Source organism: Agrobacterium sp. CG160-95, from assembly GCF_053521725.1.
In genome coordinates this window covers 1-24,737 of the sequence record NZ_JBNWDU010000004.1, presented here as the reverse complement: position 1 = coordinate 24,737, position 24,737 = coordinate 1, and the positions used below count along the sequence as shown (strand labels likewise).

Genomic DNA, 24,737 nt, shown 5'->3' with positions numbered 1-24,737 from the left:
GAGAAGGCCTTCCAGGGGGAGAGGAATTCGTCAACCAATTGAGTTGTTAACTCCCGATCAACTCAGAATATTCACTGTCCGTTTCTTCCTGCTCTCTAGGATCACGCCATCCGAGTATGGGAAACAGTACCGTCGTGAAAAATCAACCAAAAGCTGAAGCCAGTGATCCGCAAGCGTACCTGACCGCGCGCCTTGCAACCGCACAGTCTCGTATCGAGAAGACCTTTCTCGAAGGCGGCTCCGTGCTCGTTTCAGTCATGGACATCCTGAACCAGCTCATCACCATATTGGACCGCATGACGGGTTCGATGGACGGCGATACCGCGGATGCGGCAATGGCCAACATGCAAAAGACCATTGAGGACATGGTCCGCCTGCCGGAAACCGAACAGTTGCGACAGGCCGCCTTCGTTGAAATGAGTTCCCTTTGCAAGTCTGCAAACGGCCATGTCGATGATATCCGCGAGACGATCCGTTACCTGAAAACCTTTGCGGTCACGGTAAAGATCACCGGCGCAGGCATCGCCGAATTTTCCTCCTTTGCCGAGGAAATCCGCGAGCGCATCCATTTCGGCGGTACTGAAGTCGGCAAATTCGCGCAATATCTCGATCTCATGCACAAGCAGCTTGCCAGAGCGCGCGACGTCTCATCCGTCATCGGCGCCGATTTCGAAGCAACGATCCCCGGCATCGTCGGAGGTTTGAAGACAAATTCCGGTCGCATCGGCGAACAGCATCGCGCCATGACGGCCATGGCGGCCAAGGTGAAATCCGTCGCGCAGGGCGTGCAGGGCAAGATAGCGGCAACGCTGTCCTCCCTCCAGATCGGCGACATCACCCGCCAACGTGTCGAACATGTGCAGACGACACTCGCCCTGTTCAGCGATTATCTGAATTCCGAAGAGGCGCAGGCGTTAAATTCCGCCGAAATGGACGCTCTTTACGACACCGTTTTCGAGATGGTCAGCGCCCAGATCGACGAGATGGCAACCACCTTCCAGCAGGATTGCCGCAAGATTTTTGCAGGCATCTCAAGTTTCGCCGACGATGCCGCAACCATTCTTTCACTGCGCGACACCCTGGTGGAAGATGCTGCCAATGATGGCGGCAGCGCGTTGCAGCTGCTTGAGAAGGACATAGCAAAGGCGTGCGATCTGGCCGGGCGCGTTCAGGAAGGCATGGCGGATGCCAATGCGGTCGTCGCTTCCGTTACCGGTACCGCACAGGACCTGTTGCACGGCATTGAAGTGCTGCGCTCGATCAAGACTGAAATCCATTATATGGCGCTGAACTCAAACCTGCGCTGCTCGAAACTGGGCGACGAAGGCCGGTCGGTCAATGTCGTCAGCGGCGAGCTGCGGGTCTTTGCCGACAAGCTGGAAAGCCCGGCGGATTCGATCGTTGCCGATCTCCACCGGATCGAAAGCGTCATTACAAATCTGAAGACGGCTGAGAACCGGAGCGCCGGTGACCTGCGGGAACCATTGAGCGAAGCACTGGAAGCCATAAGCCACGCCAAGGGTCAGATGGAAACCGGTCTTCAGGATCTCGCCACGGAAGGTCAGGCCGTTTTCAGCCGCATCAGTGCCGCCGTGATCAAGCTCGATTTCGAAAGCGAACTCGGCGATGTCCTGAAAGAATGCCATCACGTGGCAAGCGGGCTGGCCGCCGGCGGCGCCGGAGACATTTCCGGCTTTGCGGAGAAAATCCAGCCGTTTTCGACATGCATCTACAAGATCTACACGATGGCGCAGGAGCGCGACGTGCATCTTCGCTACTTGCCGGTCGATCTTGCGCCCGGGCAGAAAGCACCCGCCACCGTCGAAGATGACGACGATCTCTTTGCCGACGCGCTTTTCTAGAGCGTATTCGATCTAAACGGGATCGATGGGGCGCTTTTACTGCGCCGGGTTCCCGGCGTCAGGCCGCCTGCATCAGTTTGCCAGGGCTTTTCTTGCTGGAGGCCTCAAGGAGACGGAGAACCTCGGCGGCAAAAGCTTCGGCATTCTGCAGAGCCTTGTCGAGATTGCTGACATGGCCAGCTTTCATCATATGCAGGCATCCATCGAATTCGAACATATCGCGAAACGCAGAACGTTCGAAAATCGGCGTATCGAGAACACGTACATTCCTTTGCGCCAGCAGTTCCCGTGCGGCCAGAAGCGCGCGGGTCGTGACCAGCGGATTAACGCGGGTCAGCACGACGGAATGGTCGATCCGGATATTCGCCTTTTCATCGAGATAACGCAGCAGCTCCAGCACCTGCGCCCCGCCCTGCGCATCCATGGTGCTGCCCTGAACGGGTATCAGCACATGGTTGGAGAGACCGATCGCAGTCGCGAGCAGGGGCGATTGCGCACCGGGCAGGTCGATGATCACATGATCGAACGCACGGCGGCTGTCGATGACATGCTGCTGTAACGTCGCCGCCGTCACATAGGTGATGACTGAAAAATCGACACGCGCATCGGCCTTTTCACGCCAGCGGGAAATCCAGCGCTGTGGATCTGTATCGATGACGCAAACCCGCGATCCGCGCCGCGCCAGTTCGGACGCCAGGAGAAGAACCGCCGTGGTTTTCCCGGCACCGCCCTTGGTGTTCGCGAAGGTGATAACTGGCATGGCATGATCCGGAAAACTGGGCGGAGACGGTCATGCCTCGCAGAACGCACCTGTCGCATGGTGTTGCCGCCATCATTGGCGAGTTTGGTTAATGCCGGGTAAAAAAGGGTCGCGCCATCAGCGGCGGCGGTCTTCGGCCTGAATTTCCAGCGCGATCCTGTCGAGTGGCAGAACCTTGTCGACACCGCCATGGGCGATCGCTTCCTTCGGCATGCCGAAGACAACAGAGGATGCTTCGTCCTGTGCCACCGTGAAGGCGCCGGCCTGATGCATTTCCAGCATGCCGCGTGCGCCATCATCACCCATGCCTGTCATGATGATGCCCATGGCGTTGGCACCGGCGGCACGCGCGGAAGAACGAAACAGAACGTCCACCGAAGGCCGGTGTCGCGAAACCAGTGGCCCGGTGCGGACCGAAACGCGATAACGTGCACCCTGCCGCTCCAGCAGCATATGTCTGTCGCCCGGCGCAATCAGCACATGGCCGCGCAGCACCGGATCGCCGTCCTCGGCCTCCTTGATCTCGACATCGCAGAGACTGTTCAGGCGTTTTGCAAATGCGGCGGTAAATTTTTCCGGCATATGCTGAACGATCACGATGCCGGGTGAATTGGCCGGCAGCTTCATCAGCATTGCGCGCAACGCTTCCGTGCCGCCGGTGGATGCACCGACACAGACCACCATTTCAGTGGTGCGTGCCATGGCCTTGCCCGAAGGCGGCGGCAACACGGCATCGGCGGTCAGCTTGGCCTGCGGACCACTTGCGGCAGCCGAACGCAGCGCCGCCCGCGCATTGCCGACGCGGGCGTGCGCCGCACTTTTGACGACCTCGCAGATGCGCGTGGCCTGCTCCGCCAGATGATCCGCAGCGCCTATCCTCGGCTTCAGGATGATGTCGACCGCCCCCGCCTCCAGTGCCTGAAGCAGGGTTTCCGATCCGGCCTCGGTCAGCGACGAGCACATGACTACAGGGATCGGTTTCTGCGACATGATCTTGCGCAGGAAGGTGATGCCGTCCATGCGCGGCATTTCCACATCAAGCGTGATGACATCGGGAATTTCTTCCTGAATGCGCTTGGCCGCAACAAACGGATCGGCAGCGGCCCCGATCACCTCAATGCCGGGATCGCTTTCGAGAACCTCGGTCAGGGTCTGCCGGACGCTGGCGGAATCGTCGACGATGAGAACGCGGATTTTTTTCGACATGGCTCTCTGCCGCTATTGCTTCTTGAAAACGGTATTGGCGACCTGCCGCAGGGGCAGGTCGATACCGGTTATCGTTTCGGAATGACCGATGAAAAGGTAACCGCCCGGCACCAGGCGCTTGCACAATTGGGTCAGGACGTGCACCTGCGTTTTTTTATCAAAGTAGATGAGAACGTTACGGCAGAAGAGAAGGTGCACCGCATCGCCGATCTGGTAGGTCGGGTCCATGAGGTTGAGGCGGGCAAAACCGATCTTGGAACGCAGCCGCGGCACGATCCGAACCTCCCGTCGTCCGGCATCGACCGACCGCATGACATATTTGCGCATCATGTCGGCCGGAACCGGTTCGAGCAGTTCACGGGCATAGATACCGCTATGGGCTTTCCTGAGCACATCAGTGGAAAGGTCGGTCGCAAGGATGCTGAAATTGTTGATGACCTGTTTCTCGGCCGCTTCGGCCAGCACCATCGCCATAGTATAGGGTTCCGCACCCGTCGAACAGGCGGAACTCCAGGCACGGATACGCCCATGGCCTTCACCCGCAAGTGCAGGCAAAGCGAATTTCTCCATGTAGTCGAAATGGTTCGGCTCACGGAAAAAATCCGTCTTGTTGGTCGTCACCACGTCAATCAGGTAGATCGCTTCCTCTTCCAGCCCGTCTTCGCGGAAGAGGAAATTGCAATATTGAGCGAAGGTGGCATGCCCCGTGGCGCGAAGGCGCTTGCGCAGACGCCCTTCCAGCATGGTGCGCTTGCTGTCCGGCATCTTTATGCCGCTGTAATTGTAGATGTATTCGGCGAGCAGCCGGAAATCCCGCTGACTCAGGCCATCATGCGCGGAGCTGGCAGCAATGGAGGCATCCACGGAAAGGGCTCTCCTCATGCCGCCTGAACCGGTGTGCCGCCCTGCCGGGCAATGGCGTTTTCTTCGTTCGAGAAAAGCTTTGCAAGATCGATGATGACGACGAAATCACCTTCGCGGCGAACCACACCTGCAATGTAGTCGGAGTTCCAGTGAACGCCGATATCGGGTGCCGTTTCCATCTGGTCGCGACGGAACGGCGTCACCTCGAATACCTTGTCCGCCACGAGACCTATCGCCAGCGTGCGGGATGGAAACGGAATATCCAGCACCAGCACGCGGGTATGGGGTGTCCGCACGCTGCGGCTCATTCCGAGCCGCAGCCGCAGATCGATGATGGGCACACCTTGCCCGCGGACATCTCTCAGACCCAGCAGATATTCAGGACTATGCGGAATCTTGAACGTGTCCTCATAGTCGAGGATTTCACGGACGACCGCGACGGATACCGCAAAGACCTCCTCACCGAGGCTGAATGTCACGAACTGGCCTTCTGAAGATGTGCTGGTCATGGTCAGGCGCTTTCGCGGAAATCCGCGTCGTCAGCATCGGGACCGCCCATGGACATATCCAGTGCGAAACCTTTGACGCGGGCTTGCTGGGCACTGACGGTATTACCCGTCTGCGGTTTGCGAACGGGGGCCGGCTTCATCGCCGGACGCGTGGCAGCAGGCTTTGCGGCAGGCCGATGTGCAGCCTGTGCGGGGCGCGACGAGACGCTTGAGGCATCCACCTTGAAGAAGGCGATACTGCTCTGCAACTCTTCGGCCTGTGCGGCCAGCTCTTCCGAAGTCGCCGACATTTCTTCCGAAGCGCCGGAGTTCTGCTGCGTCACCTTGTCCAGCTGCTGGATTGCCTCGTTGATCTGGGAGGCGCCGATATCCTGCTCACGGCAGGCGGCGGAGATTTCGGCGACCAGCTCGGCGGTCTTGCGAATGTCCGGCACCAGACGGTTCAGCATGTCGCCCGCTTCGGTTGCCACCTGCACGGTCTCGCCAGAAAGCGAGCTGATCTCGCTGGCAGCAGCCTGGCTGCGTTCGGCGAGCTTGCGCACTTCCGATGCCACAACAGCAAAACCCTTGCCGTGTTCCCCAGCGCGCGCCGCCTCAACGGCGGCGTTCAGCGCCAGAAGATCGGTCTGGCGTGCAATTTCCTGCACGATGGAAATCTTCTCGGCGATGGTGCGCATGGCGACCACAGCGCGGTTGACGGCTTCACCGCTGGCTTCGGCGTCCTTGGACGACTGACGCGCGATCTTTTCCGTCTGCGCGGCATTGTCGGCATTCTGCTTGATGTTGGCAGCCATCTCTTCCATCGAGGCCGAAGCCTCTTCGGCAGACGATGCCTGCTCGGTCGCGCCCTGGCTCAGCTGTTCGGAGCTGGCCGACAGTTCCTGGCTGCCGGAGGACACATTGTCGGAAGCGGAAAGCGCATCGGCGACAATGCCACGCAGGCGCTCAACCATCCGCTCCAGCGCAAGGCCGAGAGTATCCCTGTCGGACAGGGGTTTCGGCATGACGGTAAGATCGCCATCGGCAATTCGGTCGGCAATGCCTGCCGTATTGCGCAGATTGCCCGTCATCGTGTTGATGCGCGCAACGAGATCCTTGATCTCGTCATTGGTCTTGATCTCGACATTCTGATCGAGATCGCCGATCGCAACCGCCTCAGCCACGGTCATGATCTTGCGCAATCCGCTGCTGATGCCGAGCGCGATCCAGAATGCTGTCGCGATGGCGATGAGTACGGCAACGACCGAGGCACTGACCAGCAGGGTGCGGGTCTGCTCATAGTCATCAGCCGCCAATTGCTTCGATTCTTCAAGACGGTCGCGGTTCATCTTGACGCCCTCGCCCAGTTTCCCGGTCAGGGCATTGGCAGCGTCACGGCCCTTGCCGGACGAGTACGACGCGGCGAGCGACGTATTGCCCTGCGCAACCAGTTCCCGGACGTGATCATCACTGGCCTCGAAAGCCTTGGTGATGGCCTGCAGATCCGTCCAGAACGCACGCGTCTCGGCGCTGGCGGTGGCTGCCATATCATTCAGCATGGCCGTCAACTGGTCGCGACTTTCGTTACCGGCCGCCTTGAAAAGCTGGGTTTCCTCCGGCGAAGCAGCAAGGATGATATTCTTCTGCGACCGGACAGTTGCCAGCGCCAGTGCGTTCATCTGGTGAACCTTGTCGAGGCGCACGACAGTGCCGTCGACCACATCGTCCATGGCATTCTTGGCGATACCGAGGCTGTAGATGCCGTAGCCGGCCGTTCCGGCAAGCATCAGGATCAGAAAGCCGAAGGCAACCGCCAGCTTCATCTTGATTGTAAATCGCATCTCAATGCTCCTTGGAAAGTTCGATGACGTTGCCACGCGCGCTGGACGAAACCGGTCCGGACTCGCGATGCCCCGTGAAAATTGCTGTCAGATTTGGAAGAATGACGAACTCGCTGCCGCGTTTGATGAGGCAATGGATGTAATCCGCCCGCCACCGCATGCCGACGCTCGGCGGCGGTTCGCTGGCTGCCCGGCTGAACGTGGTCACCTCGTTGACCTTATCGGTCCTGATGCCGATCAATGCCGGCTCGCCATCGAACGGCAGTTCTATGACGACGATACGGCTATCAATGGTTCGCTCGGTGGCTTCCATGCCAAAGGCAAGACGGATATCGGCCAGAGGGATGACCTTGCCCCGGAAGTTGATAACACTCGCCACGAAGGCTTTAGCACCGGGAACGGCGGTTTCGGGCAGAAGATCCAGAATTTCCCGAACCTTCACCGCCTCTATGGCGAAGGTCTCGCCCGCGATGTTGAAGGTCAGAACTTCCACGGCGTCGGACACGCCCCAAAATTCGTCCGTCTGCTTCAAGAGAGACTGGTTCATCCCGCGGCCCGCAATCGCGCCTCCTGCTGTTGCCCCGCCATCACCAAATGTGCGACATCGAGGATAAGGGCGACATTGCCGTCACCGAGGATGGTCGCGCCTGAGAATGTCGCGACGTCATGGTGCAGTTTCGACATGGCCTTGATGACCGTCTGGTGGTCACCGATGATCTGGTCGACCACAAGCCCGACCCGCTCGGAGCCGGTGGAAATGACGACGATCTTCTGGAACTGATCCGGCTTGGTTCCGGTGTTGAACAATTCGCGCAGGCGAATGAAGGGAACGAGGCTCTCGCGCAGTGAAATGAAGGACCGGCCCCGCGAACGAATATCGTCGTCAGGCGACAGTTCCAGGCATTCCTCCACCGCCGGCAGCGGAATGACGTAGCAACCATTGCCGACCCGCACCAGCAGGCCGTCGATGATGGCCAGAGTCAACGGGATCGCCAGCGAAACTTCCGAACCCGCGCCCGGCATGCTGGTAACGCTGATCGTGCCGCGAAGGGCCTCGACACTCTTCTTCACTACATCCATGCCGACACCACGGCCGGAAAGACTGGTAACTTCAGAGGCTGTCGAAAAGCCCGGCTGGAAGATCATCTGCAGCAGTTCCTGATCGCTGACCTGCGCGTTCGGAGCCAAAAGGCCGGAAGCCTCAGCTTTTGCCCGGACGCGCTGGCGATCGATGCCACGGCCATCGTCACGGATGGTGATGGTCACATCACCGCCCGACTGGCGGGCAATGAGGGTGATCCGCCCCGTCGCCGGTTTGCCGGCCGCCACACGCTCATCGCTTTTTTCGAGTCCATGGTCGCAGGAGTTGCGGACAAGGTGCACGAGTGGATCAGCCAGGCGTTCGATCACCGCCTTGTCGACCTCTGTGCCTTCGCCCTCGGTCTCCAGCTCGATCTGTTTGCCCGTTTCCCGCGCCAGGTCATGGATCAGACGGCGGAACCGACCAAAAAGCTGGGCGATCGGCACCATTCGCAAGACCATCATCGTATCGCGAAGTTCTCCGGAAAGACGTTCGACATCCTCCGAAACAGAGCGCAAAAGAATATCGACGCTGCTACCCGCCAGCTGCGAAAGGCGGGACTGGGCAATGACGAGTTCACCGACCCGATCCATCAACTCGTCAAGTCTTTCAGCAGGCACCCGCACGTTTTCGGCCGCCTTGCCGCCCTTCGGATCGGCGGCGACCTTTCTGGCTTCCGGCAGGATTTCGGAAACGGGGAGCGCTTCTTCGACAACCGCTTCGATTGCGCGGATATCGATCTCCATGTCATCCATCACGAAGATGAAAACGTCGTCGATTGCCGATTGCGGCTGCTCGGTCGTCAGCCGGACTGTCCAGCCCAGATGAAGATCGCTCGGATTGAGGGCGTCGAGAGACGGCACCGTCGAGGTGTCGGCAACGATTTCACAATCGCCGAGTTCGGCCAGCTCATCGAGAAGACCAAGGGGATTGGTTCCGTTTGCCATGGCATTGACGGGCAACCGGAACCGGATTTCCCAGGTGGCGGCTTTTGCCTTTGCCTGCTTCCTGGCGAGATTCTGCGCCGGAACATGTGTCAGGACACCGCCATCGCCACGAGTGCCGACTGCCGCACGAAGCTTGGCTAGCAGCTGCTCTCCAACATCACCCTGCACACCGTGCGGATTGTCGACCAGCGCCTGCATATGATCCTGCGCTTCGAGAACGGCTGCGACCAGTTCGCTGGTTGCCGGAACCTCGCCCTTGCGCACCCGGTCAAAGGCGGTTTCGCAATGGTGGGTGAAGGCGGCAAGCGCCTCGAACCCGAACATTGCCCCGGACCCCTTCAATGTATGCAGTCCGCGGAAAACGGCGTCGATCTGATCCTGATCGGTCAAATCGTGAAGCAGATCGAGAAGGCCACCCTCGATTTGCTCGAAAAGCTCCGCAGCCTCCGTTCTGAAAACCTGAATAGGGTCCAGCGTCGTCATTTTCCGAGGACCTTTCTGACGATCTTGACCAGATGTTCGGCATCGAAGGGCTTGGTCAGCCAGCCGGTGGCACCGGCGGCCTTGGCGCGCGCCTTCATGTCCGCATCGGATTCCGTCGTCAAAAAGATGATCGGAATGCCGGTATGAGCCGGAGATTGCCGAAGCGCTTCGATCATCTCGAGACCATTCATGTTCGGCATGTTGAGATCAGTGACGATGAGGTCGAAATTCGCGGCCTTCGCCTTGGCAAGACCGTCCTGCCCATCAACGGCCTCGGTAATCTTGTAGCCCGCGCCTGTGAGGGCGATCTTCGTCGTCATGCGAATGCTGGCGGAATCGTCGACCGTTAAAATATGTGCGCTCATGATATGTCCTTTCCATGCAACCAGAACTGTCGGGAGGCTTCATCCATCCGCGACAGGAAACCGCCCCGCCGCAATGTCTGCAAAACCTGACCGTCAGCCGGCTCTTTCAATGTTATCGTCTTGTTGTTCTGCGCCGCGAAATTGCGCGAGGCTTCCATCAGCTGCACGAAGCTCAAATCCGCATCCGCATCCTTGGGCACCTCGACCACCAGCCTGTCGGTGTCTTTGAGACGGTCGAGAAGAAGACCATGTGCCGACGCAATCGACCGTATGGAAAGCGCTTGCGGCATCTTCAGTGTGTCGTTCGTGGTTTCATCAAAAAACATGGGGAGTCTCCCGAACGGCTGCGGCTTGCATGCCGCCATCCGCCCTGATCGGTTGTTCTTCCGGTGTTTCGAGGCTCGGCACTTCGATCTCCAGAACGTCGTGACCCGTCATGAGCCTCTCAATCAGCGTCCATTGGCGCTGGAACGCCGCGACGCAGGCGGGATCGAAATGGCTGCCGCTCTGCGCGACAACATGCGCATAGGCCTCTTCGGTCGACCACGCCTTCTTGTAAGGACGCTCGGAGCAGAGAGCCTCAAAGACGTCCGCAATGGCGACGATACGGGCTTCCAGCGGAATGCCGTCGCCCGACAAGCCGTGCGGATATCCCGTTCCATCCCATTTTTCGTGATGGCCACCTGCAATCGCCTCGGCTATGCGCAGCAGGTCGGATGAACCGTTTTCGAGAATCTGCACGCCGATACCGACATGTTTTCGCATTTCGGTGATCTCATCAGGCGTCAGGCGACCCGGCTTCAGCAGCACGCTGTCGGAAATTCCGATCTTGCCGACATCGTGCAAGGGTGCCGCGAGATAGATCATGCGGCAATGCTCGTCATCGAGGCCGAGATCCTTTGCCATCAGCGTGCTGATTTGCGCGACGCGGGAAATATGGTCGCCGGTGTGGCCGTCGCGGAATTCGATGGCCCGCGCCAGGCGCCAGATGATTTCCTCTTCGCGGGCCGCGAGTTGCCGGGTGGCCTTGCGCACCTCATCCACAAGGCTGCGCGCCTGTCCGGCAAGATCGCGCTGCGCCTTGCGCAAGGCGAGAAGGTTGCGCACCCGCGCCTTCAGCTCCACCGGGTCAAAGGGCTTGTGGATGAATTCCGTGACACCGCTCTCTATCGCTTCGATAAGGACAGGCCGGCCTCTTTCGGATGTGATCATGATGACAGGCACATGAGCAAAATGCTCATACGTATTCAGTGCCTTGAGGAGCTGTATGCCGTTATATTTCGGCATCGTATAATCCACCACAAGCAGATCGACCGCATTGTTGCGGCAGAATTCCAACGCCTCCGTGGGATCGGTGAAGCCCACGATGGTGCCGACATCCGGAAGCCCGCGGACCGTCGCTTTCAGGGCAACAAGAATCGACTTGCTGTCATCGACCAATACGATTTGCACTTGTCCTCGCTATCATTGGATTGCGGGCGAATAGACGCGCGAACTCCTCGGCTTTCACCGAACGAATTCAACGGATCTGGAAACATTTTTTTGGGAAAAGACGACCGCGTCATGTGGTCATAAAAATGAAGCGCCTGCGCGAAATTCGCCTGCGAAGACAACTTCTTATATGAATAAATTGACCAGATGTTGGTTAACAGCGACTTAAGTGTGACTTATGAATACTTATAGTGAAGCGCCATCATCAGGCCTCCCAACGGGAATGTGATCCCGTGGCGTGGCGCCGCAGCCTCTCGGGCTGATGCGCAGACGCGCCACTAATCCTTGTTAGTATTTCTAATCTACGGAGAAGATTTCGGCCGATTGTTGCAGCGTTGATCCTCGAATAGCCTGAGACCAGAATTGGTATCAGGCAAAAGAGGGAACGATGTTGAAACGGCAGGACAAGATCAAGCTCGGAACCTTTGTTTACACGTTCGGCTTCCATGCAGCCGCATGGCGGCACCCGGCAAGCAAGGTAACGGCAGCAACCGACTTCAGCCACATGTTGAATGTGGCCAGAATTTCTGAAGCTGCCAAATTCGATTTCATGTTCCTCGCCGATTCCGCTGCGGCTGCCGTTGGTGACCCCGACGCCCTGGCGCGCAGCCCGACCAAGCAGAACCGGTTCGAACCGCTTTCTCTCATCTCGGCACTTTCGGTGATGACGGAAAGACTGGGTTTGGTCTCGACGGTATCGACGAGCTATTATGAACCCTTCAATGTCGCCCGGATTTTCGCGTCTATCGATCAGCTGAGCCGGGGACGCGCCTGCTGGAATGTCGTCACCTCCGATCATGACGAGACCGGCTACAACTTCAATCGTCAGGGTCTCGATCCTCACGCCGTCCGTTACGAGCGCGCGCAAGAATTCATCGACGTAGTGTTCGGCCTATGGGACAGCTTTGAACGCGACGCCCTGCTGCTTGATCGCGAAAGCGGCGTTTATTATGACAAGGCCAAGCACCATACCCTCAATCATGTCGGCAAGCATTTTCAGGTGCGCGGCCCCCTCAACATTGCGCCTTCCGAGCAGGGGCGGCCTGTTATTGCTCAGGCCGGCGGCTCCGAGGCCGGAATGAACCTTGCTGCACGGACGTCTGAAATCGTCTTCAGCCTGGCATCCAACATCGAGAGCAACAGGGCTTTCTACCAGAACGTCAAAGGACGTATGCCGGCATTCGGTCGCGATCCCGAAGATCTCAAGGTCATGCCGGGCATTGTCGTCAATGTCGGGGAGACCGAGGCCGAGGCGAAGGCAAAAGTCGATTTTCTCATCGACAGCCTGCATCCGGACGTGGGTCGCTTGATGCTTTCGGAGTTCCTCGAAGCCGACCTTCGTGGCGTTCCCCTCGATCAACCATTTCCGATGGACCGGCTGCCCGCCGAGCCGAAAGGCTCGCGCAAGATGTTTGACCAGCTCGTCGAGTTCGTCAAACAAGGACAGACAGTGGGACAATTGATCCGGCACTACGCAGAACGCCACACCGGAAACGGAATAACCGGGACACCAAAACAGATCGCAGACTACATGGAAGAGTGGTTCGAAACCCGTGCCGCCGACGGTTTTATTCTTATGTTCCCGACACTTCCCGCAAGCCTGGAAGATTTCGTCCGCCTTGTCTTGCCGGAGTTGCGGCGGCGCGGACTGTTTCGTGAGGAATATGAAGGATCGACGCTGCGCGAGAACCTGGGGCTTTCGATGCCTGACAACCGTTACACGGCCGCCAAAGGCGATAAAGAGCGCATCTGAAGGAGCCAATCATGGTGGACCAGATGAAAATGCAGGTGCCGTCTCCGGGCGCTGACGTCTTCAAATCCTCCATGCGGAATCTGGCGGGTGCCGTTTGCGTCATCACGACAGGCACGGGTGAAACGCGAACCGGCTTCACCGCAACATCCGTCACAGCACTTTCTGCGGATGGCCCGACGGTGATGGTCGCACTCAATCGTGGATCCTCGTCCTGGGAAATCGTCGAGAAAGCCAGACGGTTTTGCGTCAACGTCGTCGCTGAAGGTCAGGAAAACGTCGCCCACTCATTCTCGGCTTTTAATGGCCTTAAGGGTGCCAGCCGCTACGATGGCGCCGTCTGGCACACGATGGCGTCAGGCGGCCTTGCGCTGGATGGCGCTCTGGCAAGTCTGGACTGCGAACTCGAAGACGCGATCATCCATCGATCCCATGTGATCCTGATCGGCCTCGTCCGGTCGATAAGGACGCATGACGATGCCCGGCCACTTCTGTACTGGCGCGGAGAATATCAACACATCAGAAGGTGATATCCCGAGCGGTAGGCCCTTAGTCACGCACTGCGGTTCGGGGACGATGCGACAGACTGCTTTTTCGCGATCCCCATCACCCACATGTGAAATTCTCTTCCGTAGGGCTTATCGAAAACGGAACGATCCCATGCCAGATAGTAGCTCTCGGGAAGCGGAAGGCGGATGTCGAAAGGAACAACAAGAGTACCGGCCTGCAACTCGTCCTCGATCATCGAGACCTGAGCCAGCACGAATCCGTGTCCGTTGACCGCCGCGTCGATTGCGTTGCTCGACAGCGCGAAAAACAGGCTCGAGAGTTTTTCATTCACGGTCGCGCCAACGAGCTGCGCCCACTCGCTCCATTGTGGCGGACGGCTGTAATGGGCTTCCCACTCGATATTGAGCAAAGGGAATTTGAGAAGGTCGGCGGGCGCCGATAATGTCCGTCCCCCGAGCAAACGCGGCGAACATGCGGGAACCACCCAATCCGTATAAAGCGGCACGAAATGCGCGTGCACCTCTGCCCGCTTTCCATAGGTTATGCGAAAATCGCTCTGGCCGCCCGACAGGCTGGGTTCGTCATCCTTGCCGATGATACGGACATTGGCTTCCGGATAGAGAGCCTGCCACTCGAAGATCTTGCGGCCGATCCACTTGTTCACCACCGAGCTGAGCGCAGTCAGCACGATGCCGGTCTGGCTCCGCGCCCGTTCGAGAACATCGACGGAATGATTGAGCTGGCTGAAGCCTTTGGCGACTTCCTTGTGAAGAAGAACACCCCACGACGTCAGTTCCACACGGCGTCCGATACGTTCGAGGAGCGTAACGCCGAGATGGTTCTCAAGCTTGCGCACCTGTTGGCTGATGGCACTGGGTGTTACGCCCAGTTCTTTGGCGGCCGTGCTCATCGTGCCGCACCTTCCTACGGCTTCGAAAGCTTGCAGGGCATGGAGTGGGGGCATAGCCAATAGAGTATCTCCAGTTCTGCTTTTTGTTAAGTTTTTCTAAACAAAAACGCAACGAAAATCCGCTTGTTCCGCATCGCAACAAGGAAAATACTGATCCGATTAAAGCGAGAACGGGGGAAGAAAATGTTTCTCAAGAATGCTTGGTACGTCGCCACCTGGGATCACGAAATCGGACGAGACCTGACACCCGTAACGATGCTCGGCGAAAATATCGTTCTTTATCGTCTTCAGAATGGCAAGCTTGCAGCGCTCGAAGATGCCTGTCCCCATCGCAAGCTCCCCTTGTCCATGGGGCGTATCAAGGGCGACGACGTCGAATGCGGCTATCACGGACTGACCTTCGACTGTTCCGGCGCCTGCACCCGCGTGCCGGGTGCAGAGCGTATTCCGCATGTGGCCTGCGTCCGCTCCTACCCGGTGGAGGAACGTTACGGGCTCGTCTGGGTCTGGATGGGTGAGGCCGCGAAAGCCGATCCCGCAGAGATTTTCCATGTCGAACATTTCGGTGATCCGTCCTGGGGCGTCAATCGCGGCGAGTCGATGACGATCAACTGCAATTACCTCTACATGACGGACAATCTGCTGGACCCATCCCACGTCGCATGGGTACATCAGAGCTCGTTCGCCAGTTCCGCCTGCGAAGAAACACCATTGGAAACAACGGTGAAAAGCGATGGCGTCGTCGTCTGGCGCTGGATGCTGGATTCAGATCCAGCCCCCTTCTACGCACCGTTCCTGCAATTTGAGGGGAAATGCGATCGAAAACAGCATTACGAGGTTCGCTATCCCAGCAATGCCATCATCAAGGCCATCTTTGCACCATCAGGCTCCGGTGGCGAAGGCCGCGAATTGCCAGCCAATACGTTCTTGATGGACAGCTACAATTTCATGACGCCAGTCGATGAGAACCGCACGAAGTATTACTGGTTTCAGATGCGAAATTTCGCGCCCGACGACCCGGACGTTTCAGCGCGCTTCGCAACATCCGTACGCGGCGCATTCGAGGAAGACCGTGTCGTGCTAGAGGCGGTCCACCACGGGATCGCGAACAAGAAGACTCCAAACCTCGATCTGAAGATCGATGTCGGACCGCTGCGGTTCAGACGCAAGCTTTCACAGATGATCGATAGCGAGACCATGAATGTCGTCGCTGCCGCGGAGTAAGCGCCTGCGCCGGAATGACTAACGATATGGTCTTCGCCTGCTCAAATGGTCAGGCGGAGATGGCAAAAAAATAATAACCGGGAACATAGCTGGTGATCGGCAAAAGCCGACGCCCGCCACAAATCGGGAGTATCCTTGATGCGCCACATCAGGCAGCCTGAGCTCTATTCAGTGGACTATAATGTGCTGCGGCAACGTTTTCTTTCCGCCGCGCGCCGGTCGAATGCTGCGTTGTTCGAATATAAGCATCCATTGCATGGCCCAGGTGGAGAGCACCTTTTCACGGATGTTGCATATCTGGGCGAACGCAACGCGTCAAAAAAACTCGTCATCCTGTCCGGCACGCACGGAGTTGAGGGGCAATTCGGATCGGCTTGCCAGGCTGAATGGCTTGCCGCAAATAACCCGTTACCGCTTCCTCCCGATACGGCTGTGGTGATGATCCATCTGATAAACCCGTGGGGAACAGCATGGAGCCGACGGGTCAACGAGGACAATGTCGATCTCAACCGAAACTTCGTTGACTGGAAGAGAGCCGTTCCACGAAACGAACGATACGCCCCACTCCATAATGCATTTGTCTGCGCCGAGTGGGATGGACCCGATCGTGACCGTGCCGATCAACTGCTGAGAGATGCTAAGGCCGCTTTAAATGGTCACGCCGGTATCGCCGCGATTATCGAAGCAGGCCAATACGACTTTCCAGACGGACTGTTTTATGGCGGCAACGGCCCGACATGGTCGAACCGCACCCTCAACGATATCTTGAGCACTTTCGTCAGTGGCGCGTCGGATGTCGTCGTCTTCGATCTTCACACCGGTGCAGGCCCTTACGGATATCCCGCACTGCTATCCGTGGCGGAAGAGGACCATGCCGGTCTGGAATGGGGCAGGAAAACCTATGGGCACGCACTCGCGGTCGTGATGACCGGCAAGGGCGCAACGACCGATACCCGCATTGCGGCAACGGCTACGGGCTACGTTTCAGCAGCGGTCTGCAAATCCTTGCCGGAGAGCCGCGTATTGCCGCTGGTTATCGAATGCGGAACCCTTGAAGGCCCGGTGGTGATGGACGCCGTGCAGGCGGATAACTGGCTGCATCTTTTCGGGAATATCGAATCTCCGCTTGGGCAGAAAATCAAGAAGACGCTGAGAACGGCGTTCATTCCTGACGATCCCGAATGGCAGCAGAACTGTCTTGGGACAAGCTTGCGATATTTCGACCGCGCGCTGACCGCACTTGCCTCGGTTACTCCCCCGGCTTCAAAGGGCGCAACCGCTCCGGCTTTGGTGAGCGACTGGCCACCGGCCGTGCCTGTGAACACCAAACGCCATGAACGGCCAGCCGTTGAAGTTCATGATCTCCACAAAAGCTTCGGCACGCACGAAGTCCTGTCGGGCGTGGGGCTGAGTGCCGATCCCGGTGAAGTCGTTTCCATGATCGGCTCGTCAGGTTCCGGCAAGAGCACGTTTTTGCGCTGTATAAACCTGCTCGAACAGCCCAGCAGTGGAACGATCGTCGTTGATGGCGAGGAAATACGAATGAAGGGCGGAGCGAATGGCCGTTCGCAGCCAGCAGACATGCGCCAGGTCGAAAGAATTCGCGCCCGCGTGGGAATGGTATTCCAGAACTTCAACCTCTGGCCCCACATGTCCGTGCTTGAGAACATCATCGAGGCTCCCGTCCATGTTCTTGGCGAGCGTCGCCAGGATGCAATCGACCATGCCCATCAGTTGTTGAAGAAAGTGGGACTGTCGGAAAAGCATGCCCAATATCCCGGGCAGCTCTCCGGCGGCCAGCAGCAACGTGCGGCCATCGCAAGAACACTGGCCATGCGGCCAAAAGTCATCCTCTGTGACGAACCGACATCCGCTCTCGACCCCGAACTTGTGGGAGAGGTCCTGCGCGTGATCCGTCAGCTGGCAGAAGAGGGCAATACCATGATCCTCGTGACGCATGAAATGCAGTTTGCGCGCGAGGTATCTCACAAGATTCTCTTCTTACACAAAGGAAAGGTGGAGGAAGAGAGTACCCCGGCGGAATTGTTCACCAATCCGCGATCGGAACGCCTGCGTCAGTTTCTGTCGCGAACGTTATGACGTGATCCGCTGTGCCGGCGCTGTGTCCGGCAAATCAAACCTAACAAATAACCAAATAGGGGAATTCGCATATGAATCTGAAAGTCCTGTCACTCGCCCTGCTTCTTGCAGGCGTCAGCACGGCGCACGCTGCCGAAGGCGAATTGTCGATCGGCACCGAAGGTGCCTATCCACCATGGAGCATGGCCGATGCTGCCGGCAATGTAACCGGCTTCGACGCCGATGTCGGCAACCTGCTCTGCACGAAGCTCGCCGTGAAGTGCCGGTTTGTCGTGCAGGCCTTTGATGGCCTGATCCCTGCCCTCAAGGCGAAGCGCTTCGACGTCATCATCTCCGGGATGTCGATTACCCAGGATCGAAAAAAGGAAATCAATTTTTCGGTCGGATATGCTGAGCTGGCAAACATGTTCCTCGTTCCCAAGACGTCCGATCTCGCCGGCATCAAGGATATCGACACTTTGTTGAAAGGCTTGGACGGCAAGACGATCGGCGTTCAAACCGGCACGACGCACGCCCATTTCATCGAAAAGCGGGTGCCGAATGCCAATCTCAAGACCTACGACACGCTCGACAATATGCAGATCGATCTCGCAAGCGGCCGCGTTGAGGCAGCATTTGCAGACGCCTCTGCACTTCAGGATTTTCTCGCCAAGCCCGAAGGCAAGGACTTTCAGTTTGTCGACGTGAAAGTTCAGAGCAAATTCGATTCCACCCTCGGCGAAGGGATCGGCGTCGGAATTGCCAAGGAGAACACCGAACTGAAGACGAAGATCGACAAGGCACTGTGCGAGCTCGTTGCGGATGGTTCGATCGGCAAAGCGAGCCAGAAGTGGTTCAAGATGGATATCTCCAGACCCTGCAACTAAGACGCCTGCCCCGCTCTTCCCAAAAGTGCGGGGCAACCACTCAATCGCAACCTGACAGGGTGCGCACGGTCGAAGACGCTGACGATGCCTGCTGCCAAAAAGGCAAGGGAGTGCGCAGCAAAACCAAGGCAAATCCCATGGAGTCTAGTCTGATCCTAGTTTGGCAGGGTGGTTGGATAAGAGCCATTCTGCAGGGGGCTGCAATAACGATTGCCGTCGGTACGGTCAGCATGCTTGTCGGTGCGTTGATCGGAACCTTGTGCGGGGTCATCAAGTGGGCGCGGATATTCCCGCTGACACTTGTGGTAGACGCCTATACCTCTCTCGTGCGGGGGGTGCCGGAACTGCTTATCATCTATCTGCTGTTCTTTTCTTCCGTGCAATTCGTGACACAGGTTGCCACAGCTTTCGGATATGCTGCCCTTGCGGACAGCGGATATGCCTTCATCATTGCCATCATTGCCATCGGTGCGATTTCAGGCGCCTACTCGACCGAGGTTATCAGGGGAGCATTGGCTTCCATCCCGACGGGACACATAGAAGCTGCGCGCGCACTGGGGATTCCCGGGCGCCGCATCTTCAGGCGCATCATCATCCCGCAAATGCTACGCATTGCCATCCCCGGTATGAACAATGTCTGGCAGACAACCATCAAGGACACGGCACTGGTATCGGTTGTCGGGCTGCAGGAACTGATGCGCGCCGCCTCGGTTGGCGCCGGTAGCACCCGCAATCCCCTGATTTTCTTTCTTATCGCAGCCGTCGTGTATTTCGCGATCACCATCATAAGCCAGGCTGGATTCGACAGGGTCGAACGCCTGGTGAGACTAAGGGCGAGGAAGTAACGCGATGGATATCGAATTCGTGAAAACATCGATGCCTTTCCTCTTGAAAGGGCTTTCCACAACGGCGACCATAACCGCGATATCTGTCGCGATCGGTTTCAATCTCGGCCTTGGTCTTGCGCTCATGCGGCTGTCCGAAAACCGTTTCCTTGCCGGGTTTGCAAAATATTACAGCATGGTCTTTCGCGGTACACCGCTGCTTGTACAGCTGTTCCTGTTTTACTACGGGCTTGGCCAAATTGGCTTTATCAAAGGCAATGCCATAATGTGGTGGGTGATTAGTGATGGTGTGCGCTGCGCGGTCATGGCGATGGCGCTCAACACAGCCGCCTATACATCGGAGATTCTGCGAGGCGGATTATTATCGGTTCCCGCGGGTCTCAAGGAAGCGGCCAAAGCCACGGGAATGTCACCATTTATGCGTTTCCGCCGGATCGAATTCCCGCTCGCCATTCGCCAGGCTCTGCCGGCTTACGGCAATGAGCTGATCCTCGTCGTCAAGGGTACGAGCCTTGCCTCGACAATCACGGTTCTCGAGATCACGGGATATGCAAAGCGCCTGATGAGCCAGACATTCGCGATTTTCGAGGTTTTCGCCCTCGCGGGTGCCATCTACCTCATCATCAACCTCACCCTCGTCATGCTCATCCGCATGCTTGAGGCACATCTGATGCGTCACGAAGCGCGCTGAAGGCCAGTAGTCTCGAACCTTACGACTGCCTGTCACGCGCATTGATGGACTATATCGCCGCCTGGACAGCCAAAAAAATGGCGTTCTGAAACGTAGTCGCCTATATCGTGTCCGCGCCGCGCGCCTAAAGAGCGCGGCGTTGTCATGTCAGCCGGTGACTTTGCCGGGGTTAAGAGTGTATCCGCCATCGATTGCGGCCTTGATCTGCGTCATCAGGGCAAATTTTACCGGGTTCGCTGTCTCCCGCAACGCATGAATGCGTTTGGAGCCGATCCCATGTTCCGCCGAGAACGAACCACCCGATTGCGTCAGGTCGCGGTAGAGAACGGATTCGATGGCAGCAATCTTGGCGGGCGTCAGAGCTGTCCCGGCTGCATTGAGAACAATGTGAAGATTGCCATCGGCAATGTGGCCGAAGAGGTAGGGATCGAGGAGAGGATCGATTGACCGAAGCTCCGGTACGCAGCGAGCCACATATTCTCCGATCTGCGACAAGGGGACGGAGACGTCAAAGGACGGCGCAGCCGGATATCTGCGATAGATAAGGTCCGTGTCCTCCCTCAGACGCCACAACTCTGCTTCCTGTGCCTTCGATGTTGCGACGACAGCGGACACGTTCGGATAGGTTTCATACAGCTCCTCGTAAATCCGGCCGAGCTCCATCTGAAGCTGTTCCTCGTCACCGCCGCCCAGAGACATGATGAGGTTGAGAGGATAGTCAGGGGCATAATCTGGCGCCGACCAAAGGTGCTCGCCCGCCGTCAGGGAGAAAAACGAATTCCAGATCGCTTCCGCCGCACGCATGTGGCCATACCTCACGGTCAACCCCAACCTGGTTGCCTCGAGAGCCGCTTCAACGGAGGGAAGCCCAAAAAGTGCGGTTGCGGTTGCTGCGGGAACCGGCTCTAGCTTGATGGCAACCCTGGTCACAATACCAAGCGTACCCTCGGCCCCGATGAAGAGATGCTTGAGATCGTATCCTGCGGCGTTCTTCACCACGCGTGTCAGGTCGGAATATATCGAGCCATCAGGCAATACGACTTCCAGTCCGAGCACGCGATGTCGCATCACCCCATATCGAAAGGCAGAAATCCCGCCGGCATTGGTCGAGACCATTCCGCCAATCGTGGCAGAACCACGCGATGGCAAGTCGATGCCTGGCTCGAGACGATGCTCCGATGCGGCCGCCTGCAACGCTTGAAGCGTAACGCCCGCCTCCACAACGGCAACCCGCTCATCTGGATAGATTTCCACGATCCGGTTCAGCCGGGCGGTGGACACCACGATTTGACCGGGGACGGACACACCCCCGCCAACAAGCCCGGTTCGGCCACCCTGTGGTACAACCGATATACCATGGGCAACCGCAGTTTTTATGATCGACGCAACCTCGTGCGGAGATGAAGGGAAAGCAACCGCATCCGCACCGAAATTCGCAGGCGTTACGCCATAATCGAGATTGGCAACGGCATCACCGCGTTTCAGGTTCGACAGGCCGATAATCTGGTCGATTTCATTGAGAAACGCGGCGGACAAATCCCGTGTTAAGGCGGTATTGTGTTCGATCATGACGCGACTTTTGCCTCAGGAAGCTTATCTTTGAGTGAGCGTAACGCTTCGAGAAAACGGTCGTTTTCCGCAGGGAGCCCGACGGTCACACGAATGAAGCTGGCGAACTCCGGTTCTTTCCAGGGTTTGACGATGACGCCATGGGACAGGAAATGATCGAAAGCGATCGAACTGTCGCAACCAACATCGATGAAGAGAAAATTCGTCTGAGAGTCCGGAACGAAAAGATCAAGCGAGGCGATTGCCGCAGCCATGCGCCTGCGCTCCTTGATGACGCTTTCGACTGAAACCCGCATCCAGTTTTCGTCATCGAGCGCGGCAACTGCGGCCAATTGCGCGGCTGCATTGACGTTGAACGGTGTTTTTGCAGATGACATGGCCTGTGCCAGCCGCTCATCGGAAGCCACGGCATATCCGACGCGCAACCCAGCCAGCCCATAGGCCTTCGAGAAGGTTCTGAGCACGACCCAGGAGATAGCGCTGTCAGCCAGTGTCTTAAGCCCATCTGGCGTATTCCCGTCGCAGAATTCGAAATAGGCTTCGTCGAAAACAAGCAACGTCTCTTTCGAGACAGCTGCAATGAGGCTTGAGAGCTGATCCTGTCGCAACGCCGGGCCCACGGGATTGGAAGGCGAGGAGATGAAGAATATCGATGGCTTTTCGCGCAATGCGGTCGTCATCGCCTCAAGATCGAACCGAAGATCCTTCGTCATCGGTATCTTGATGATTTTCGCACCATTTGCTTTGGGTTCGATTTCGTGAAGGCCGAAACCAGGTATCATCGCGACCACGGTAGCATCCGGGCGCAGGACCGCGCGACAAACGGCAGCGATCATCTCTTCGGAGCCGTTTCCAATGACAATCCGGTTTCCGGCAACGCCGATCTTTCGACTAAGCGCATCACGCAAGATCACACAGGCAGGATCCGCATAGCGTGAAGGGTCAAGACTGGCCAGCGCAGCGGTTACCTTCGGAGAGCAACCATATGGATTCTCATTGCTGGCAAGGGCCGCAATATCGGTCAAACCCGTCTTGCTTCGCGCAACGGCGATATTCATTCCAGCATTATATGGCGGGAGTTCAGCAACGTGCGGGTTGAGTCTAAGTATATCGGCCATGTGTTGATCTCGCTGATTTGGACAAACGCTGGAATCTGGTTTCAGAGGTCGAGTACGACTGAACTCACGGGCTTGGAACAACAGAGGAGAATCTGCCCGGACGGCACGTCATCCAGCGGCTCATCCACATATTCAACGTCGCCGGACACAAGGTCCTGGACACAGCTGCCGCAGACACCCGCGCGACAGGAGAATGCTGGCTCAATACCCCGGCTCTCCAGAAAGCTCAGGATGGATTCCGAGGCTGAATCCCACTCGAATCTGGCATTTGACTTCCCAAGAACAATCTCGATGCCGGAGTACTCAGACTCTGACGCCACCGGAGCAACAGTGAGGCTGAGGTTTGCTTCCTTCTTCGGCTGCGATGGCGAAAGCAGGGAGGCAGGCCCGAAAAATTCGTAGGCAATCTTGCTTTTCTCCAAGCCGAGGGAGAGGAGCAGGTCATACATCGCCTGCATGAACGGCGGTGGTCCGCACATATAGACTTCGTAATCGTCCAGCGGCAAAAAGGACTGCAAGGTCTCCCGAGTGATGAAACCGGCGGAATGGAATAGCCCGGCCTTGGCATCCTCGTCGGTCGGAAAACGATAACAGTAATGAATATGGACGTTGCTGCGCTGTTCAGCGAGCACCCGTACTTCTTCACGCAGCGCATGGGTAGCAGCCCCGTCGCAGGCATGGACGAACCAGACGGGCCGATCGCTTTCCGCAACCAAGACCTTCAACATGGATATCGTAGGTGTCAGCCCGACGCCACCGGACAAGAGAATAACCGGTCGCTGACTGGCCTTGTCGAGTTTGAAGGCACCACGCGGCCTGTCAATATGGATGACCGCACCCTCTTCTACGGCGTCATGGAGCCAGCACGAAACAAGACCATCGGCCATATCGGGCGCTAAAGCGGCCTCCCGTTTCACGGTAATACGATAGACCCCGATCTCATTTGGTCCTGACGAAACCGTGTAATTCCGGACAAGCGGTTCTTTGCCTTCGGGATGCGGTATCTGGATCGTCAGAAACTGGCCCGCCTCAAAAGTACACCAATCCGCAGGATCGACAGGCGTGAGGTAAAATGACGTGATCGTGGCACTCTCGCGCACCTTGCGCTTTACCTCGAACGGGCGAAAACGTGGATCCAGGCGGGTCGTCATGATTTGCTTGTCCTGATGATTGCAATATCCGGAAATCCGCAGATCGCCTCGAGAGTTCTCCCCGTGAGATCGCTCAAGGCTTGCGTCAACCTGCAGACGATCAAAGGGTTTCGCGGGAGGCAGAACTTCCTCAAAAACTCGCTGGCAATTTGGTCTTCACCAATTTGCAGCCCCAAGGCCCCACCTCAATTTATCCCTCTGACAAATCTCATTATTTGCGCGTCAACAAAGAGAGACAATCCCGCCACAGATGCGTTTTTGTTTAGAAAAGCTAAACTAAGGGGGTTTGAATTGGCGCGAGCAACTCTGGATTTGCGCCCTCGTTTTTCACTGGGATACGCCAAAACAGAACGTGATCTTCAGAACCAATCGTTAGATAGTTGCAGAGTGCTCCGGGAGCAGGATACAGGCCTAGCTGCACGCTATCAGAGCCCCACGTGGCTATACCGCCAGCAATTCATTTGCGGTATCCAAGGCTCTAAACGCAAAGTGCCCTCCGGGATGGGAGGGCTTTGTTGTTGATAGTCTTGAAGATATTGGTTGCGGGGGCAGGATTTGAACCTGCGGCCTTCAGGTTATGAGCCTGACGAGCTACCGGGCTGCTCCACCCCGCGT

22 protein-coding genes, 1 tRNA gene and 1 pseudogene are annotated in these 24,737 nt (G+C 57.5%); 9 read left to right on the top strand and 15 right to left on the bottom strand.

The window, feature by feature from the left end; translation table 11 throughout:
- Positions 1-134 precede the first annotated feature (134 nt).
- A complete protein-coding gene (locus ACQZ63_RS14485; protein WP_113555670.1) occupies positions 135-1,862 on the top strand; it encodes a chemotaxis protein in 1,728 nt (575 codons plus the stop codon).
- 58 nt (positions 1,863-1,920) lie between these two features.
- Here the strand turns inward: ACQZ63_RS14485 and ACQZ63_RS14480 are convergent, their stop codons facing one another.
- The 10 genes from ACQZ63_RS14480 to ACQZ63_RS14435 all read right to left on the bottom strand — a co-directional run bounded on the left by ACQZ63_RS14480 (position 1,921) and on the right by ACQZ63_RS14435 (position 11,349).
- The gene (locus tag ACQZ63_RS14480; protein WP_013636809.1) at positions 1,921-2,622 is read right to left on the bottom strand and encodes a ParA family protein; all 702 of its coding nucleotides are present in this window, start codon (positions 2,620-2,622) and stop codon (positions 1,921-1,923) included.
- A 117-nt stretch (positions 2,623-2,739) separates the two neighbouring features.
- A complete protein-coding gene (locus ACQZ63_RS14475) occupies positions 2,740-3,828 on the bottom strand; it encodes a protein-glutamate methylesterase/protein-glutamine glutaminase (protein ID WP_035198754.1) in 1,089 nt (362 codons plus the stop codon).
- Between the two features lie 12 nt (positions 3,829-3,840).
- Positions 3,841-4,710 carry a CheR family methyltransferase gene (locus ACQZ63_RS14470; protein WP_065658622.1) on the bottom strand — a complete coding sequence of 290 codons (870 nt, stop codon included), beginning with the start codon at positions 4,708-4,710 and terminating at the stop codon, positions 3,841-3,843.
- Positions 4,707-5,201: a chemotaxis protein CheW gene (locus tag ACQZ63_RS14465; protein WP_003514179.1), complete on the bottom strand. Its 495-nt coding sequence runs from the start codon at positions 5,199-5,201 to the stop codon at positions 4,707-4,709. The genes ACQZ63_RS14470 and ACQZ63_RS14465 overlap by 4 nt, the downstream gene beginning before the upstream one ends.
- 2 nt (positions 5,202-5,203) lie before the next feature.
- Positions 5,204-7,021 carry a methyl-accepting chemotaxis protein gene (locus ACQZ63_RS14460; RefSeq protein WP_111804635.1) on the bottom strand — a complete coding sequence of 606 codons (1,818 nt, stop codon included), beginning with the start codon at positions 7,019-7,021 and terminating at the stop codon, positions 5,204-5,206.
- Between the two features lies 1 nt (position 7,022).
- A complete protein-coding gene (locus tag ACQZ63_RS14455) occupies positions 7,023-7,568 on the bottom strand; it encodes a chemotaxis protein CheW (protein ID WP_003514184.1) in 546 nt (181 codons plus the stop codon).
- A complete protein-coding gene (locus ACQZ63_RS14450; protein WP_113555669.1) occupies positions 7,565-9,532 on the bottom strand; it encodes a chemotaxis protein CheA in 1,968 nt (655 codons plus the stop codon). Before ACQZ63_RS14450 ends, ACQZ63_RS14455 begins: the two co-directional genes overlap by 4 nt.
- The gene (locus tag ACQZ63_RS14445) at positions 9,529-9,897 is read right to left on the bottom strand and encodes a response regulator (RefSeq protein ID WP_113555668.1); all 369 of its coding nucleotides are present in this window, start codon (positions 9,895-9,897) and stop codon (positions 9,529-9,531) included. The genes ACQZ63_RS14450 and ACQZ63_RS14445 overlap by 4 nt, the downstream gene beginning before the upstream one ends.
- Positions 9,894-10,223 (bottom strand): hypothetical protein, encoded by a 330-nt coding sequence (locus ACQZ63_RS14440; protein WP_113555667.1) that lies wholly within the window; start codon positions 10,221-10,223, stop codon positions 9,894-9,896. Before ACQZ63_RS14440 ends, ACQZ63_RS14445 begins: the two co-directional genes overlap by 4 nt.
- Positions 10,213-11,349: an HD domain-containing phosphohydrolase gene (locus tag ACQZ63_RS14435; protein ID WP_448799306.1), complete on the bottom strand. Its 1,137-nt coding sequence runs from the start codon at positions 11,347-11,349 to the stop codon at positions 10,213-10,215. Before ACQZ63_RS14435 ends, ACQZ63_RS14440 begins: the two co-directional genes overlap by 11 nt.
- A gap of 427 nt (positions 11,350-11,776) precedes the next feature.
- Here ACQZ63_RS14435 and ACQZ63_RS14430 point away from each other — a divergent pair, with 427 nt between their 5' ends.
- Together ACQZ63_RS14430 and ACQZ63_RS14425 are read left to right on the top strand one after the other, a co-directional pair.
- Positions 11,777-13,141: an LLM class flavin-dependent oxidoreductase gene (locus tag ACQZ63_RS14430; protein ID WP_448799305.1), complete on the top strand. Its 1,365-nt coding sequence runs from the start codon at positions 11,777-11,779 to the stop codon at positions 13,139-13,141.
- 11 nt (positions 13,142-13,152) lie between these two features.
- Positions 13,153-13,668, top strand: a complete 516-nt coding sequence (locus ACQZ63_RS14425; protein WP_113555665.1) for a flavin reductase family protein — start codon at positions 13,153-13,155, stop codon at positions 13,666-13,668.
- Between the two features lie 23 nt (positions 13,669-13,691).
- On the opposite strand, the gene ACQZ63_RS14420 is transcribed toward ACQZ63_RS14425, so the two are convergent.
- A complete protein-coding gene (locus tag ACQZ63_RS14420) occupies positions 13,692-14,612 on the bottom strand; it encodes a LysR family transcriptional regulator (RefSeq protein ID WP_080797685.1) in 921 nt (306 codons plus the stop codon).
- Between the two features lie 129 nt (positions 14,613-14,741).
- Here ACQZ63_RS14420 and ACQZ63_RS14415 point away from each other — a divergent pair, with 129 nt between their 5' ends.
- The 6 genes and pseudogenes from ACQZ63_RS14415 to ACQZ63_RS14390 form a co-directional block, all read left to right on the top strand.
- Complete coding sequence (locus tag ACQZ63_RS14415; protein WP_013636820.1) at positions 14,742-15,782, top strand: aromatic ring-hydroxylating dioxygenase subunit alpha; 1,041 nt, start codon at positions 14,742-14,744, stop codon at positions 15,780-15,782.
- Positions 15,783-15,920: 138 nt separating this feature from the next.
- Positions 15,921-17,882, top strand: a complete 1,962-nt coding sequence (locus ACQZ63_RS14410; RefSeq protein ID WP_113555664.1) for a DUF2817 domain-containing protein — start codon at positions 15,921-15,923, stop codon at positions 17,880-17,882.
- A gap of 71 nt (positions 17,883-17,953) precedes the next feature.
- Positions 17,954-18,748: a transporter substrate-binding domain-containing protein gene (locus tag ACQZ63_RS14405; protein ID WP_003514202.1), complete on the top strand. Its 795-nt coding sequence runs from the start codon at positions 17,954-17,956 to the stop codon at positions 18,746-18,748.
- A 137-nt stretch (positions 18,749-18,885) separates the two neighbouring features.
- On the top strand, positions 18,886-19,593 hold the full coding sequence (locus tag ACQZ63_RS14400) for an ABC transporter permease subunit (RefSeq protein ID WP_111790625.1): 708 nt from the start codon (positions 18,886-18,888) through the stop codon (positions 19,591-19,593).
- A 4-nt stretch (positions 19,594-19,597) separates the two neighbouring features.
- Positions 19,598-20,284, top strand: coding sequence for an ABC transporter permease (locus ACQZ63_RS14395; RefSeq protein WP_113555663.1), 687 nt, complete (start codon positions 19,598-19,600; stop codon positions 20,282-20,284).
- Positions 20,263-20,373: pseudogene (locus tag ACQZ63_RS14390) on the top strand (S-(hydroxymethyl)glutathione synthase); the annotation flags it as partial. The gene ACQZ63_RS14395 and the pseudogene ACQZ63_RS14390, both read left to right, overlap by 22 nt.
- Before the next feature lie 58 nt (positions 20,374-20,431).
- On the opposite strand, the gene ACQZ63_RS14385 reads toward ACQZ63_RS14390, so the two are convergent.
- The 4 genes from ACQZ63_RS14385 to ACQZ63_RS14370 all read right to left on the bottom strand — a co-directional run bounded on the left by ACQZ63_RS14385 (position 20,432) and on the right by ACQZ63_RS14370 (position 24,736).
- The gene (locus tag ACQZ63_RS14385) at positions 20,432-21,853 is read right to left on the bottom strand and encodes an FAD-binding oxidoreductase (RefSeq protein ID WP_113555662.1); all 1,422 of its coding nucleotides are present in this window, start codon (positions 21,851-21,853) and stop codon (positions 20,432-20,434) included.
- Complete coding sequence (gene hisC, locus ACQZ63_RS14380) at positions 21,850-22,971, bottom strand: histidinol-phosphate transaminase (protein WP_112675621.1); 1,122 nt, start codon at positions 22,969-22,971, stop codon at positions 21,850-21,852. The genes ACQZ63_RS14385 and hisC overlap by 4 nt, the downstream gene beginning before the upstream one ends.
- Positions 22,972-23,012: 41 nt before the next feature.
- Positions 23,013-24,122: a 2Fe-2S iron-sulfur cluster-binding protein gene (locus ACQZ63_RS14375; protein ID WP_112154353.1), complete on the bottom strand. Its 1,110-nt coding sequence runs from the start codon at positions 24,120-24,122 to the stop codon at positions 23,013-23,015.
- A 537-nt stretch (positions 24,123-24,659) separates the two neighbouring features.
- Positions 24,660-24,736, bottom strand: a tRNA-Met gene (locus ACQZ63_RS14370).
- Between the last annotated feature and the right edge of the window lies 1 nt (position 24,737).

Coding starts and splice junctions, on each gene's coding strand:
- ACQZ63_RS14480 (WP_013636809.1), bottom strand. CDS start 2,622: ATGCCAGTTATCACCTTCGCGAACACCAAGGGCGGTGCCGGGAAAACC.
- ACQZ63_RS14475 (WP_035198754.1), bottom strand. CDS start 3,828: ATGTCGAAAAAAATCCGCGTTCTCATCGTCGACGATTCCGCCAGCGTC.
- ACQZ63_RS14470 (WP_065658622.1), bottom strand. CDS start 4,710: ATGAGGAGAGCCCTTTCCGTGGATGCCTCCATTGCTGCCAGCTCCGCG.
- ACQZ63_RS14465 (WP_003514179.1), bottom strand. CDS start 5,201: ATGACCAGCACATCTTCAGAAGGCCAGTTCGTGACATTCAGCCTCGGT.
- ACQZ63_RS14460 (WP_111804635.1), bottom strand. CDS start 7,021: ATGCGATTTACAATCAAGATGAAGCTGGCGGTTGCCTTCGGCTTTCTG.
- ACQZ63_RS14455 (WP_003514184.1), bottom strand. CDS start 7,568: ATGAACCAGTCTCTCTTGAAGCAGACGGACGAATTTTGGGGCGTGTCC.
- ACQZ63_RS14450 (WP_113555669.1), bottom strand. CDS start 9,532: ATGACGACGCTGGACCCTATTCAGGTTTTCAGAACGGAGGCTGCGGAG.
- ACQZ63_RS14445 (WP_113555668.1), bottom strand. CDS start 9,897: ATGAGCGCACATATTTTAACGGTCGACGATTCCGCCAGCATTCGCATG.
- ACQZ63_RS14440 (WP_113555667.1), bottom strand. CDS start 10,223: ATGTTTTTTGATGAAACCACGAACGACACACTGAAGATGCCGCAAGCG.
- ACQZ63_RS14430 (WP_448799305.1), top strand. CDS start 11,777: ATGTTGAAACGGCAGGACAAGATCAAGCTCGGAACCTTTGTTTACACG.
- ACQZ63_RS14425 (WP_113555665.1), top strand. CDS start 13,153: ATGGTGGACCAGATGAAAATGCAGGTGCCGTCTCCGGGCGCTGACGTC.
- ACQZ63_RS14420 (WP_080797685.1), bottom strand. CDS start 14,612: ATGCCCCCACTCCATGCCCTGCAAGCTTTCGAAGCCGTAGGAAGGTGC.
- ACQZ63_RS14415 (WP_013636820.1), top strand. CDS start 14,742: ATGTTTCTCAAGAATGCTTGGTACGTCGCCACCTGGGATCACGAAATC.
- ACQZ63_RS14410 (WP_113555664.1), top strand. CDS start 15,921: ATGCGCCACATCAGGCAGCCTGAGCTCTATTCAGTGGACTATAATGTG.
- ACQZ63_RS14405 (WP_003514202.1), top strand. CDS start 17,954: ATGAATCTGAAAGTCCTGTCACTCGCCCTGCTTCTTGCAGGCGTCAGC.
- ACQZ63_RS14400 (WP_111790625.1), top strand. CDS start 18,886: ATGGAGTCTAGTCTGATCCTAGTTTGGCAGGGTGGTTGGATAAGAGCC.
- ACQZ63_RS14395 (WP_113555663.1), top strand. CDS start 19,598: ATGGATATCGAATTCGTGAAAACATCGATGCCTTTCCTCTTGAAAGGG.
- ACQZ63_RS14385 (WP_113555662.1), bottom strand. CDS start 21,853: ATGATCGAACACAATACCGCCTTAACACGGGATTTGTCCGCCGCGTTT.
- hisC (WP_112675621.1), bottom strand. CDS start 22,971: ATGGCCGATATACTTAGACTCAACCCGCACGTTGCTGAACTCCCGCCA.
- ACQZ63_RS14375 (WP_112154353.1), bottom strand. CDS start 24,122: ATGACGACCCGCCTGGATCCACGTTTTCGCCCGTTCGAGGTAAAGCGC.